The sequence below is a fragment of the Cryobacterium cryoconiti genome, assembly GCF_004403065.1.
GTDB lineage: Bacteria > Actinomycetota > Actinomycetes > Actinomycetales > Microbacteriaceae > Cryobacterium > Cryobacterium cryoconiti.
Genome location: NZ_SOHA01000010.1, coordinates 1 through 13800, shown reverse-complemented (window position 1 = coordinate 13800; position 13800 = coordinate 1). Strand labels below are relative to the sequence as shown.

Below are 13800 nucleotides of genomic sequence, written 5' to 3'. Positions count from 1 at the left end.
CCCCTAACCCCGGCTGCCGTCGCCTCGGCGACGTCCGTAAACCAGCATTCCCGCGCCGAGCAGCAGCACCATCAGGGCCAGGGCCAGCAACGGAGCGAACCGCGTGACACCGGTGTCGGCGAGCGCCTCCTGCACGGTGGCCGTGTCGGTGGCCGTGGCCGTCGGCGCAGCCGGGTCGGCGAAGAGGCTCCGGGCAACGACGGTGTTCACGACCTGGCTGGAGGCCGCCGCGAGCACCGTGGTGGTCAGTGTCACCGTGCGGGTCGCACCGATCGCCAGTTCGCCGTCGAAAACGCAGGTGACGGATGCCCGCACGGCGGCACAGGTGACATCCTTACCCTTGCTGCCGACATAGGCCAGACCGGACGGGAGGTCGTCGACGATGGAGAACCCGCCGGGATCGTTCGTCACGCCCACGTTGGTCACCGAGATGAGGTAGTCGAGCTTCTCGCCCGTGGCGGCCTGCCCGACATGCGCCTTGGTGACCTGAAGGGTCACCAGTGGCGTCACCGTCAGCGGGTCCGTCGCGGAGTTGTCGGCCGGGTCGGGGTCAGGGGTGTCGGAGGACACCACGGCCCGGTTGGTCACGAGCGGGTAGGCGCGAGCGTCCACCGTGGCGTTGACGATCAGGGTCGGTGCCGTCGCGGCTGGTGCCAGCTCCCCCGCCAGCGCACAGGTCACCGGGGTGACCCCGGTGTCGGCGTCGGTCGCCCCGGCCGTGCAGGTCCAGGCCGGGTCGCTGCCGGCGGCGTCGACCCAGGTGAGCCCCGCGGGCAGGGAGTCGACCACGGTCACGGCGACCGCCGTGGACGGTCCGTCGTTGGTGACGACGATCGGGAACGCCGTCGCGGCACCGATGGCACCGTCTCCCCCGTGCGTCTTGACGATGGCGAGGTCGGCGAGCCGGGTGAAGGTGACGTCAGCGGCGCCGTCGTTATTGGCGAGGTCGGTTTCGGTGGTCGGCGTCGCCGCGGTGGCCGTGTTCGTCAGCGTGACCGGGCCGAGCGCGGGGTCGGTGCCGGTCATGAGCGTCAGCAGGGTTGCCGTCCCGCCGGCCGCCAGACCCACGGTTCCGTCGCCGAGGGTGCAGGTCACGGTCTGTTCCGCGTCGGCCGGGGCGGCGTCTGCCGCGCAGGTCCAGCCGGGCGCGCTCGTCTGGAACCGGATGCCGACCGGCAGCGTGTCGACCACGGTGACCGGGCCGACGGCGTCGGAGAGGCCGGCGTTCGTCAACTGGAGGTCGAAGTCGACGGTCTCACCGGCGTTCAGCACGCTCGTGCGCGCCGTCTTGACCAGAACCAAGTCTGCGACGGCGTCGACCGTCACGGGAACCGTGTCGGTGTCGGAGTGCGGCTCCGGGCGACTGTCGGTCCAGACGACGGTGGCCGAGTTGGTGGCCACCGTGCCGTCGGACACCGCGGAGGAGACGGTCGCGGTGACGGTGATCACGGCGGTGGTCAGGCCGAGGGTGTCCCGGCTGCAGCTCACGGTGGCGAGTGCGCAGGTCCAGCCGTCTCCGGTGATCGCGGTGGCGGTGAAGCCGGCCGGGAGGGTGTCGGAGACGGTGAGGGCGTCCGCGAAGGACGGGCCGGCGTTGGTCACGGTCAGCGTGTAGCTGATCGAGCCTCCGGCGACGACGGATCCCTTGTCGGACGTGACGGTTTTCACGATGCCGACCTCGGCCAGGGCGGTCACGACCGTCGGGTCGCTCGCCGTGTTCGGGTTGGCGTCGGGCGTCGGTTCGTCGAGGACACCGGTGACCTCGGCGACGTTGGTGAAGGTCGCCGCGCCGGCGTCGGCCGGAACGCTGACGGTGACCAGGATCGACTGCGCCGTGGCGCCGGCGACGAGGATGCCCGTGCTCGTGCAGGTCAGCTCCTGGCCGACCGGCGGGTCACAGGTCCACTCGGAGCCGCCGTCGGCGGACACCGGGGTGAGCCCGGCCGGAACGCGGTCGGTCACGACCGTGCCGATCGGGGCATCCGAGGGCCCGTGGTTCTCCACCTCGAGGGTGTAGACCACGTCGGTTCCGGCTGAGACGGGGGCGTCCGGGTGGGACTTGACGATGCCCAGGTCGGAGACCCCGGTGAGGGCGGTGTTCGTGTCGTCGGTGGCGGGATCGGCGTTGTCTGCCGTGACGGTCGCGGCGTTCACGACGTCGCCGAGCAGGCTGCTGGCCACGCGCACCGTCAGGTCGACGGTCTGGGCGGCGGCTGCGCCGGGCTCGAGGGTGCCGGTCAGGGCGCAGCCGACGGTGGAGGGGCCGGTGGACGTCTCGGTGCAGGTCCAGGTTCCCGGGCCGGCGGCGGCCGTGTCGACGAAGGTCAACCCGGCCGGGAGCTCGTCGGCGATGGTGACCGTGCGGGCGTCGGCGGTGCCGGTGTTGGTGACGACGAAGCGGTAGGTGGCCTCGGCGCCGGGCACCAGCGCGGCGTCCAAGAGCGTCTTCTCGATCGCCAGGGTCGTTCCGGTGCCGACGTCGTCGGTGGTGCGGGACTCATTGTTGCTCGGATCCGGGTCAGGCGTGGTGCCGGACACGGTCGCCGTGTTGGTCAGGCTGCCGGTGAAGCCCGAGTCGATCAGGGCGGTCACGGTGATGCGGGAGGTGGCACCCAGCGCCAGGTCGGTGTCGGTCGTGCAGCTCACCGGGGTCGCTGCGGTGTCGCAGGTCCAGTCGGTTCCGGTGGCCGAGACCTCGGAGATTCCGGCCGGCAGGGTGTCGGCGACCTCGATCGGGGCCCGGGAGAGCGAGGGTCCGTCGTTGGTCACGTCGATGGTCCAGGTGGCGACCTGCCCGGCCGTGAAGTCGCCCTGGGACGCCTTCGCGATCCGGAGGTCGGCGCTGGTGCCGACCGCGATGGTCTCGGCGTCGGCGTTGTTGCCGGGGGCCGGGTCGAAGGTGCGGCTGGCGACCGAGGCCGTGTTGGCCACGTCGGTGCCGGATGCGACGTCGGCGGCGACCGCGACGGCCACCGTGATCGGCGGCCAGGCGCTGCCCGATGCCAGGGTTTCAGCACTGTTCAGGCGGTCGCAGGTGAAGGCGCCGGTGGACACATCGGGGACGGTGCAGGACCAGCCGGCGCCGGAGGCGGCGGAGACCGTCAGCCCGGCCGGAAGCGGCTGGGCCGGGGTGTCGGTGACCCGGAAGTTGTGACCGCCGACCACGCCGACCGCGGTGTCCGGCCCCCGGTTGCTCACGGTCAGGGTCCAGGCGTCGGCGGTCGTCGTGCCGGCGACGAGGGCGGCGCCGGCGGCCTTGACGATGACAACGTCGGCGGAGTGCAGCTGCGCAGCCGCGGTGGCCGGCCCTCCGGTGTAGGAGGTGGGGCCGGAGCGGCCGGTGGCGCCGGTCGCATCCGTCGTCGACGCGGACAGGGTGTTGGTGTGCAGGATGCCCGCGCCTGCGCCCGGGGTGGTGGTCGCCGCCGCCAGAGTCGGCTGGGCCGAGTAGCGGATGACGATCGTGCCGGTGGGGCCGACGCCCGTGAAGGCCGGCCAGACCAGGGTCTGCACGCCAGAGGCAGTGCTGACCGCCGGGTCGGCAAGGGCAACGGCCGGGGCGCCGTTGACCGACACCGTGCCGGTGCCGGCCAGATACTCCCAGTTGGCGGGGAGGACATCCGTCGCCGTCACGGTGGCGGCGGTGCCGGAACCCGTGTTCGTCAGGCCGAGGGTCCAGCCGAAGGGGGTGTTCGGGTAGGCGGTGGTGCCGTTGGACGCCGCCTTGGTCAGCACGATACGGGGGAAGTCCGGTGTGACGGAGGCGGTGGCCCGGGGCGGGTTGACCGTGTACTCGCGCTCATCGGGCGTTGCTGCGGGCAGCGACCGGTAGGTGGGGATGGTCACCGTGTTGATGATCGCGCCGGTGCCGAGGGTGCCGGAGGCCGCGAGCGTGGCGTCATAGGTCAGCACCGCGGTGGCATTCTTGGCGATGCTCGCGACGGTCCAGGTGATCGTGCTGCCGGAGCGCACGCCGCCGTTCGAGATGTTCACGATGCTCGCCGGGTCGATGCCGGCCGGGATGGTGTCGACGATGCTCACCGCGTAGGCGTCGCTCGTGGTGGCGGTGTTCGCGTTCCGCGCCGTGACCGTATAGGTGAAGGTCTGGCCGGGTTCCGGCGTGGTGTCGGAGACGGCCTTGGCGATCGAGAGAGACGGTTCGAGAACCGTCACGTCGGCGGTGGCGGATGCCGCGGTGCGTGCGAAGGACGCGTTCGCCGCCGTGGGGTTGGTTCCGTTCAGCACGTTCCAGCCCAGCAACGCGCCGTTCTTCAGGATCACGCCCGCCGCGTTGCTGGGCGCCGAGGTGACGGTACCGGTGAAGGTGACCGTGAGGGTGCGGATCTCGGCTTTCGCCGTGACGTCGCCGAGCGACCAGCCGATTTTCTGGCCGGAGGCCGTGAGGGGCGCCCCGGCTCCGGGCAGGTCCGCCGCGCAGTCCACGGCGGCGGCGGTGAGGCAGGTCACGGTCGCGGTTCCGGCGGTGAGGCCGACGGGCAGGGTGTCGATGATCGCGGCGTCATAGAAGTTGACGTTCTGCGGCAGGGTGACCGTCACGGTGTAGTCGATCGTGCCGCCGATGGTGGCGGTGGCCGGCAGCACCGTCTTCACGGTCACGGCGCCCTGCACCGTGACGACGGCGGAGGAGGACGCCGTGACGACCCGTTCGGTGGCCGGGTCGTTCACCGGGGTGACGCCGGAGTTGTCCAGGGTCGATCCGGTGACGAACGCGGTGTTGGTGTACGTCTCGAGACCGGCGGAGGTCGGCGTCACCCGGGCCTGGAACGTGACAGTGGCTGTCGCGGGGTGCAGGAGGGCACCCGTTCCGGGCAGGGCCCAGGTGATCCGGGTGGTGCCGACGGCGCAGCCGTTTCCGCCCGCGCCGGTTCCGGTGCCGGCCTCGGAGGCGACCGTGGTGCCGGAGGGAGACGTGAGGAACCCGGTCGAGGGGTCGAAGGCCAGGCCCGCGGGCAGGCAGTCCGTGATGACGGAGTCGTAGGCGGCCGGGCGGCCGCTGGTGTTGCCGGCAGTCAGTGTGAAGACCACCAGGTCACCGCCGCGGGCGGTGGGCGTGTCGACGGTCTTGGTCAGGGTCGGCAGGGGCGTCACGACCGTCACGGTTTTCTGGGCGGTGCGGGCAGGCAGCGCGGCGCCGGTCAGGGTGGCCGTGCTGGCGAACGTCGCGGTGTTCCGGAGGCTGCCGGAGGATAATCCGACGCCCACGAGCACGCCGGGCAGGGTCACGGTGAAGACCTGGCCGATCGCGGTCGTGTTGTCGTGTGTCGCCGGGAAGGTCAGCTTGCCCGTGGTCGTGTCCAGCCCGAATCCGGCCGGGAGTGCCCCGCCGTCGAGCGTCGCCGTGGCGGTCGCGCCGGTCGTGGTCAGGCCGGCCGGGAGGGCGTCGGAGAGCACGCCGTTGAAGACCGTGGTGCGGGGCGGGACCGTGACGGAGAAGGTGTAGTCGACGAGTTCACCGGCGACGGCCTGGCTGGCCGCGTTGTTGTTGACGTCGTTGATACGTGTCACGCCGGACTTGCCCGGAACGGCATCGGGAAGACGCACCTGGGCGTTGTCGTTCGCCGGGGCGGCGTTGCCGTCGGTGTCGTGGGAAGGGTTGAGCGAGCCCTTCGGGAAGTAGGTCTGGTCGGTGCCGTTGGTGGTCGGAGTGGTGAACGCGACGACGGATGCCGTGTTGACGAAGACCCGGGACACGCTCACGCCGGCGGGAACCGTCACGGTGTAGGCGAGGTTGGCAAGAACGGCGGCACCGAGCGGCCCGGCGATGGTCCACTCGATCACGCTGCGCCCGGTCGGAGTGGCGGAGTTCGCCGGGTAGCCGGCGTCGCCCGGGTTGCGGCAGACCCCGCCCGCGGTGATGGCGGTGACGGTCCAGGTCGCACAGTCGTAGCCGGCTGGGAGCGCATCCCAAACGGTGACGTTCTCCACGTCGAAGAAGTTCGCGGGGGCGCCGCTCACGTCGACGGAGTAGGTGACGACGTCGCCCTCCTTGACAACGACGTTGTCATTCGGGGCCGCGGGGGCGGCGCCGTTGACCTGGGCGATGCTCTTGGCGAGCACGACCGCCGGTGTCGGGGCGACCCTGTAGTCGACCTGATCGCGCAGGGCGAGCACGCCGCCGCTGGTCGTCTCCTGGCGGTACTTCATCAGGTTGGCGGTGATGTCGACCGCCGCTCCGTCGGTGCGCGAATCGATGATGGCGCTCACGTACAGGGTGAGGGTCGAACCCTTGGGCACGAAGCGGTCGGTGCCGCCTTCGGTGACGCCGAGGTCCCAGGCCGCGGGGAGCGGGTCGGCGACCAGGGGTGTCGCGGACTGGGTGCCGGCGACGGGGGTGACCGCGACGGTGCCGCCGGGGGCGAGGGCATAGGCGTCGTAGCGGGTGCCGACCGGCACGAAGTCGGTGATCTGGGCGTTGCGGGTCTTCGTCGAGGTGGAGAACGTGACGGTGAGTTCGAAGCAGACCCTGTCGCCGACCTGATAGGCCGGCATCACGGGCGGGATCGATTCTTCATCGACGTACTGGGTCGGGTCGGCGGCCGCGCAGTCCACCGGGGTGGCACCGGGGGTCGGGCGCTGCAGCACCTTCTTGCTGATTTCCGGTCCGTCCGAGCCGAGCGCGGCGGAGGAGTCGTCGGTGACCGCCTTGACGGCCAGGTCGCCGGGGGTGAGCCCGGTCGTGGTGCCGGCGATGGTGACCGTGTTGCGGAAGGAGTCCCCGGCCGCGGTGGGCACCCCGGCGCCGGTTCCGGCGCTGGACGTGCCCTGGTAGGTCTCGTTCATGTAGGCGCTGTATTCGATGGTGACGCTGTCGCCATGCGCGATCGCGTCGGGCGCGGGCGTCATGGTGACGGTGAATGTGCCGTCGCTGTTGGCGACGGCGCCGGTCACGGTGGCATTGGTGACGATGCCGTCACCGGGGCAGCCTGCGCTGCGGGTGAACAGCACGGAGGCCGGCAGGATGGGGCAGAGGCCGTTGGGGATGGTGTCGACGATGGTCATGGCCGTGTCGTCGGTGTACTCGCCGGCGCGCACCAGCAGGGAGAAGTCGGCCGTGTCGCCTGCGCTGAACAGGCCGGGGCCGGACTTGACGATGGACAGGTCCATGGCCTTCACGGTGACGGAGTCGCTGGAGGAGACGGCGGCATCCGCCGGGGTGGCGACCTTGCCGGTGTACGTGCCGGAGGCCGTTGCCGTGTTGGTCAGGGACCGGCCGGCGGCGGCGGCGTCTTCCTGGCGGGTGGATGCCCCGGTGTTGTTGTCGAGGTTCGCACCCTGGAGCAGGGAGGCCGCGGCGGGGGTGCCGGCCGGCCAGGAGAGGGTGTTGGCGCGGAGCGGGATCCCGGCGGCATAGCTGATGGTGCGGGTGGAGCCGGCGGCGAGCACGCCGAGGTTCCAGGTGACCCTGGTGAAGACCTGGCCGGCGAAACCGGGCCGGTCGTTCACGGTCTCGATGCTGACCGGGGCCTGGCAGGCGGCCAGCTCGTCGCCGGTGAGGGTGGCGCGCACGGGCCCGGAGCCCGGGTATTCCTCGGCGGCGCTGTTGTCGGCCAGACCGCAGCCGAGGAACTCGAGTCCGGCGGGCAGGTAGTCGACGAGGACGACGCCGGTGGTGGGGGCGACACCGGTATTGCGGGTCGCGATCGAGTAGACCCGGGCTTCGGTGTGAACGCCGCGCATGAGCTCATGCTCGGGGCTCGGTTCCGACTTGGTCACCTCGATCGCGGTGACCTTGGTGGCGGCCGGGCTGACGGCATCCGAGGCGGCGAAAGTGCCGGGCACGACGACGCCGGTGTCCGTGGCGAACTTGGCGAGCAGACGCGGGTTGGTCTGCGCATAGACGGCGGCGTTGCCGGGGATCGGCGCCCCGACCGGGTAGACGTCGGCATCCGGCCGGATCTTGAAGGTGAATCCGGGGGTGGTGCCGCGCGGGAGATCAGCGAGGTTCGTCCAGATCAGCACCTGGTGGGTGACGGCGGGCGGCCCGGCCGAGTCGGTGATCACCACGATGGTGGGGTCAGGCAGGGCCGGCACGGTGTCGCTCGTCGCACTGCCGGCGACGTAGCTCACCCCGGTCGGGAGCTCATAGCGGAAGGCCAGGTTGTAATAGTCGGCGGTGGAACCGCTCGGGCCGCTGGCGGTGAGCGTCACGGTCGCGTCCTCGCCGGCGAGGATGGTGCCGGACGAGTCGGCGGACAGCGTGATCAGGGCATCGGCGTTGGCCGGGGCGACGGCGCCGAGGGTCAGGCCGACGGCGACGAGCAGGGCGGCCAGGCCGCCGGCGGTGATGCGGATGTGCGCGCGGACCGGTGCGAGGAATCCCGTTGCGAACAGGGTGAGGGGCTTTTCACGAACGGTACGGCTACTGGTGCGGGCGCGGTGCTGTGGCACGGTGGGGCTCCTGGGGCATGCGGCATCGGACAATACGATGCAGTAGCCCCTCGTCCCATGGCGTCATGTCCCGAGAATTTGCCCCCCGGACAAACATCTACTGAGAATGTATCGGTTCCCCGATCCGGGTGGCAGCCCCGGGGTGCCCCCATTTCTGGGGGCGGCAGCGGCGGACCTCAGAACCGGTGCTGCAACACCCAGTTGTGCATGGTGACGGCCGCGGCGGCCGAGGCGTTGAGCGAGCGGGTGGAGCCGAACTGGCTGATCTCCACGACGGCATCCGCTGCCTCGATCGCCTCGGGCGAGAGGCCCGGCCCCTCCTGCCCGAACAGGAGCACGCAGCGCTCGGGAAAGCGAAAAGTTTCGATGATCACGCTGCCCGGCACGTTGTCGATGGCGATGATCGGCAGGGTCTCGGCCGCGGCCCACTCGACGAAAGTCGCGACATCCGGGTGGTGCAGCACGTGCTGGTAGCGGTCGGTGACCATGGCGCCGCGCTTGTTCCAGCGCTTGCGCCCGATGATGTGCACCGTGTCGGCGGCGAACGCGTTGGCGCTGCGCACGATCGAGCCGATGTTCATGTCGTGCTGCCAGTTCTCGATGGCGACATGGAACGGATGCCGCTTCTCGTCGAGGTCGGCGACGATCGCCGCCATGGTCCAGTACCGGTAGCGGTCGATCACGTTGCGGGTGTCGCCGCGCTCGAGCAGTTCCCGGTCGTAGAAGGACTCCTCGGGCCACTCGCCGGCCCAGGGTCCGACGCCGTGGGTGGACAGTTCGGGCGTGGGGTTCAGCGGCTCTTGCACTGATCCACCGTATCCCGCCGGGCTCCGCCACGGCGCCGTCGGCTATTCTGTCCTGCAGGGTTTGCGTTACGCCGGCTCGTCCCCGACTGAAGGAATACATTGCATCCCACACTTTTCGGCCTCGACTTTCTCGACTCCGAGTGGCTGATCGGCTGGTTCGGGTCGTTCGTGCTCCTCGGCGTGGCCACGATCGTGTTCGTCGAGACCGGCTTCATCGTGCTGTCGTTCCTGCCGGGCGACTCCCTCCTCTTCACCGTGGGGCTGCTCACCGCCACCGGAGATGTGCCGTTCCCGATCTGGGTGACCTGCCTGGTCATCTTCATCGCCGCGTTCTCCGGTGACCAGCTGGCCTACTACATCGGCCGGAAGGCCGGCCCGGCCGTCTTCGCCCGCGAGCAGAACCGCCTGTTCAACCCGAAGAACGTGGAACGCACCAATGCCTTCTTCGCCAAGCACGGCGGCAAGGCCGTCATCATCGCCCGTTTCCTGCCTGTGTTCCGCGCCTTCGTACCGGTCGCCGCCGGCGTCGGGCGCATGCACTACCGCACCTTCGTGCTCTTCAACCTGATCGGCGCCTTCGCCTGGGGCGTCGGCCTCACCCTGATGGGCTACCTGCTCGGACAGATCGAGTTCGTGGCGAAGTACTCCGAGTACTTCATCATCGGCATCGTGCTGCTCTCGGGCGTGCCCATCCTGTCCGAGCTCTACAAAGCCGGCCGCGAGCAGCTGCGCACCCGCGGCAAGTCCCCCGTGCCCGTCGCCACGATTCCCGAGGACCTCCGCGACGAGTAACCGCCGGGTGATCTTTCGGCCCACCTAAATCTCCCCTATTCTTTCGGTGTGGCTAAAAACGACGTACGCACGGATGCGAGGGGTCCGGCCCCGGTGACGACCACCGTGGCATCCACTCGCCTGCTCTGGTTGCTCGGCCCTGCCCTCGTGGCGGGGGTGGCCTACCTCGACCCCGGCAACGTCGCCAGCAATATGACGGCGGGCGCCCGCTACGGTTACCTGCTCGTCTGGGTGGTCGTGGCCGGCAACGTGATGGCCTGGCTGATCCAGTACCTGTCGGCCAAGCTCGGCATCGTGACCGGCACGAGCCTGCCGGAGATCCTCGGGGTGCGGATGCGGCGGCCGCTGGCCCGGCGCCTCTACTGGGTGCAGGCGGAGCTGGTGGCCATGGCCACCGACCTGGCCGAGATCATCGGCGGCGCGGTCGCGCTGAATCTGCTCTTCGGTCTCCCCCTGCTCGCCGGCGGCGTGATCACCGGCGTCATCTCGATGATCGTGCTCACGGTGCAGACCCGCCGCGGCCCACGCACATTCGAGCGCGTCATCGTGGCGCTGCTGTTGATCATCACGGTGGGCTTCATGGCCGGCGTGTTCTTCGCGCCGCCGGACGCCGGCAGCGTCGTCGCCGGCCTCGTGCCGCGGTTCGAGGGCGCGAACTCGGTGCTCCTGGCCGCGTCCATCCTCGGCGCCACGATCATGCCGCACGCCATCTACGCGCACTCCGCGCTCACCCGGGACCGGTTCCCCCTGATGACGGATGCGGCGGCGACCCGCCGGCTGCTCTGGGCCACCAAATGGGACGTCACGATCGCCATGGTGATCGCCGGAACGGTGAACCTGTCGATCCTGCTGCTCGCGGCATCCGCTCTGCAGGGCGTCGCGGGAACCGACACGCTCGAGGGTGCCCACGCGGCCCTGGAGGCGACTCTCGGGCCCGTGATCGCGACGGTGTTCGCGGTCGGGCTGCTCGCCTCCGGGCTGGCGTCGACCTCGGTCGGGGCGTACGCGGGCGCGGAGATCATGCACGGCCTGCTGCGCGTGCGGGTGCCGCTGCTCGTGCGGCGCGTGGTGACGCTCATCCCGGCGCTGCTGATCCTCGGCGTGGGTTTCGACCCGACCGAGGCCCTGGTGCTCAGTCAGGTGGTGCTGTCGTTCGGCATCCCGTTCGCGCTGATCCCCCTGGTCTGGCTCACCCGGCAGCGCGGCGTGCTCGGCGAGCACGCCAACCGCTGGTTCACGACGCTGGCCGGAGCGATTTTCGCGCTGCTGCTGGTGGCCCTGAACGTGGTGCTGCTCGTGCTCGTGTTCACCGGGGCGTGACGGGTCGTGCCGAGTTGGCTCCGGGTCGTGCCGGCTTGCTCCGTGCGGGCGCCCGCTAGCCTGAAGGCGTCATGAAACTCACCACGCCCGCGGCCGAGGACTACCTCAAGACCATCTATGCGCACACCGAGTGGCAGCCGCAGCCGATCACGCCCTCGGCACTGGCCGCACGGCTCGGGGTGGCGCCGTCATCCGTCACCGAGATGGTGAAGAAACTCGCGGCCGGCGGCCTGATCGAGCATGTGCCGTACGGGCCGCTCACCCTGACTCCGGCCGGTTTCCTGCGCGCGACGGCCGTGGTGCGCCGGCACCGGTTGATCGAGACCTGGCTGGTGCGGGAGATGGGCTACCACTGGCACGAGGTGCACGACGAGGCCGAGATCCTCGAGCACTCCATCTCCGACCGGCTGCTGGCGGCGATCGAGGACCGGCTCGGGCATCCGTCGGCGGACCCGCACGGCGACCCGATTCCGGCCGCAGACGGCACCCTGATCCGGCCCGACGCCGTGCTGCTGGCGGATGCGGCTGTCGGCCATGTCGGGGAGGTGGTGCGCATCAGCGATCGCGACCCGGCGATCCTGCGCGATCTCGCCGCGGATCTGGTCGGCCCCGGCACCCGGCTCACGGTGCTGGAACCCGGCGCCGTTCGCCTGCCGGACGGGGACATCCGTCGGCTGTCGACCGCTGCGGCCCGGTCGATCTGGCTCACCGCGTAACCGTCCGGAAACCTTGCGCCGCTAGGCTTGGTGGTGAACAAAAGGAGTACCACCACATGACACGTCGCGACGAGATCGAATGCTGGCTCACCGACATGGATGGTGTGCTGGTGCACGAGAACAGCCCGCTCCCGGGCGCCGCGGAGCTGTTGCAGCAGTGGAGTGACACCGGCACGCCGTTCCTGGTGCTCACCAATAACTCGATCTTCACCCCGCGGGACCTCAGCGCGCGCCTGCGCGCCTCGGGCCTGAACGTGCCGGAGGACCGCATTTGGACCTCCGCGCTGGCGACCGCCGACTTCCTGCGTTCTCAAGCGCCGGGCGGCACCGCCTTCGTGATCGGCGAGGTCGGGCTCACGACCGCCCTGCACGAGGCCGGTTTCATCATGACCGAGACCAACCCCGATTACGTGGTGGTCGGAGAAACCCGCAACTACTCGTTCGAGGCCATCACCAAGGCCATCCGTCTGCTATTGAACGGCGCCCGCTTCATTTCAACCAACCCGGATGCGACCGGCCCCAGCGCGGACGGCCCGCTGCCGGCCACGGGCGCCATCGCCGCCCTCATCACCAAGGCCACCGGCATGGAGCCCTACGTGGTGGGCAAGCCGAATCCGATGATGTTCCGCTCGGCGATGAACAAGATCGGCGCGCACTCGGAGAACACGGCCATGATCGGCGACCGGATGGACACCGACATCATCGCCGGGATCGAAGCCGGGCTGCACACCATCCTGGTGATGACCGGCATCAGCGACGAGGCCGAAGTGAGCCGCTACCCGTTCCGCCCCGACGAGATCCTCTCCGGCGTGCATGAGCTCGTCGCCCAGGAGCCGATCGAGTCCGACGCGATCTAGCGTCTGACTGTTGCCCAAGCGGACAACTGTCGCTGTTGTGCGGGCAACACTTGTCCGCTCCGGCGACAGTTGTCGCGCCCGTGATCGCGGGGCGACGGATGCGCGGGGAGCCTAGGCGGCCGGCCCGGGGCCCGCGACGGTCGCCGTGAGCGGCTCGCCGGAAGCCAGGCTGACGAAGCAGTAGTAGTAGCGGGCGCCATCGGTCCACTGCTCTTCGGTCACCGGGTAGCTGCCCTGAACCTGCAGGTCGGAGTACGCCGCGGCGGCGGCCGGATCGATCACGCCGGGCGCGCTGCAGAGTGCGTTGATCTGACCGGCCAGCTCCGCCTCGCCCGGGAACGCGGTGGCGGCATCGCCGGCGAAGACTCCGCGGTAGACGAGCTGCGCCGCGTGCGGGGTGGCACAGTCGGCGACCGTGAACTTCTCCTCCCACGGGCTCACGTAGGGCTGCAGGCACTCGCCGCCGAACAGGGTGTCCCACGCGTGTTCGCCGGCCGGCTGGGGACCGGTGACCTCGACCGGGGCCGGCGGTGCTTCAGTCGGGGTGGCACTCGGGGTGGGGGTGGCGCTGGAGGTGCCCACCGCGACCGGAGCGGGATCGCCCCCGCCGACCAGGCTCTGCCCGAGGAAGAAGAGCGCCGCGAGCACGACCACGAGCGCGAGACCGCCCGCGATCCAGGCGACAAGGCGACGACCACCAGGACGACCACCGCCGGGCGGGCGTCCAGACGACCCGGGGCGGTCAGCGCCGGGAGCGGTGGGCGGGATCCGGGTTGAGGAGGCGGGTTTGGTGCCGCCCGCGGGCCGAGGGCCCGGAGTCGCGGCAGCGGACCGTGGGGCCGGCATCGCGGCAGCGGGCCGCGGGGCGGCGGATGCAGCGGGCCGCGGGACGGCGGCCGG

At 70.5% G+C, this 13800-nt stretch carries 6 protein-coding genes and 1 pseudogene; 4 read left to right on the top strand and 3 right to left on the bottom strand.

All coding sequences use genetic code 11. The features are described 5' to 3' along the window. Positions 1 to 3: 3 nt before the first annotated feature. Both E3T49_RS05080 and E3T49_RS05075 read right to left on the bottom strand, forming a co-directional pair. Entirely contained in the window at positions 4 to 8409 is an 8406-nt protein-coding gene (locus E3T49_RS05080; protein WP_134423883.1) for a beta strand repeat-containing protein, read from the bottom strand. A gap of 176 nt (positions 8410 to 8585) precedes the next feature. Continuing rightward, on the bottom strand, positions 8586 to 9215 hold the full coding sequence (locus tag E3T49_RS05075; RefSeq protein WP_134423882.1) for a TrmH family RNA methyltransferase: 630 nt from the start codon (positions 9213 to 9215) through the stop codon (positions 8586 to 8588). A gap of 99 nt (positions 9216 to 9314) precedes the next feature. Here E3T49_RS05075 and E3T49_RS05070 point away from each other — a divergent pair, with 99 nt between their 5' ends. The 4 genes from E3T49_RS05070 to E3T49_RS05055 all read left to right on the top strand — a co-directional run bounded on the left by E3T49_RS05070 (position 9315) and on the right by E3T49_RS05055 (position 12900). Next, positions 9315 to 10007: a DedA family protein gene (locus tag E3T49_RS05070; RefSeq protein WP_134423881.1), complete on the top strand. Its 693-nt coding sequence runs from the start codon at positions 9315 to 9317 to the stop codon at positions 10005 to 10007. A 93-nt stretch (positions 10008 to 10100) separates the two neighbouring features. After that, positions 10101 to 11327 carry an Nramp family divalent metal transporter gene (locus tag E3T49_RS05065; RefSeq protein ID WP_241972661.1) on the top strand — a complete coding sequence of 409 codons (1227 nt, stop codon included), beginning with the start codon at positions 10101 to 10103 and terminating at the stop codon, positions 11325 to 11327. 71 nt (positions 11328 to 11398) lie between these two features. After that, on the top strand, positions 11399 to 12043 hold the full coding sequence (locus tag E3T49_RS05060; protein WP_134423879.1) for a metal-dependent transcriptional regulator: 645 nt from the start codon (positions 11399 to 11401) through the stop codon (positions 12041 to 12043). 56 nt (positions 12044 to 12099) lie between these two features. After that, positions 12100 to 12900: an HAD-IIA family hydrolase gene (locus E3T49_RS05055; RefSeq protein ID WP_134423878.1), complete on the top strand. Its 801-nt coding sequence runs from the start codon at positions 12100 to 12102 to the stop codon at positions 12898 to 12900. A gap of 111 nt (positions 12901 to 13011) precedes the next feature. On the opposite strand, the pseudogene E3T49_RS05050 reads toward E3T49_RS05055, so the two are convergent. Beyond that, positions 13012 to 13800 (bottom strand): annotated as a pseudogene (locus tag E3T49_RS05050) (septum formation family protein); the annotation flags it as partial.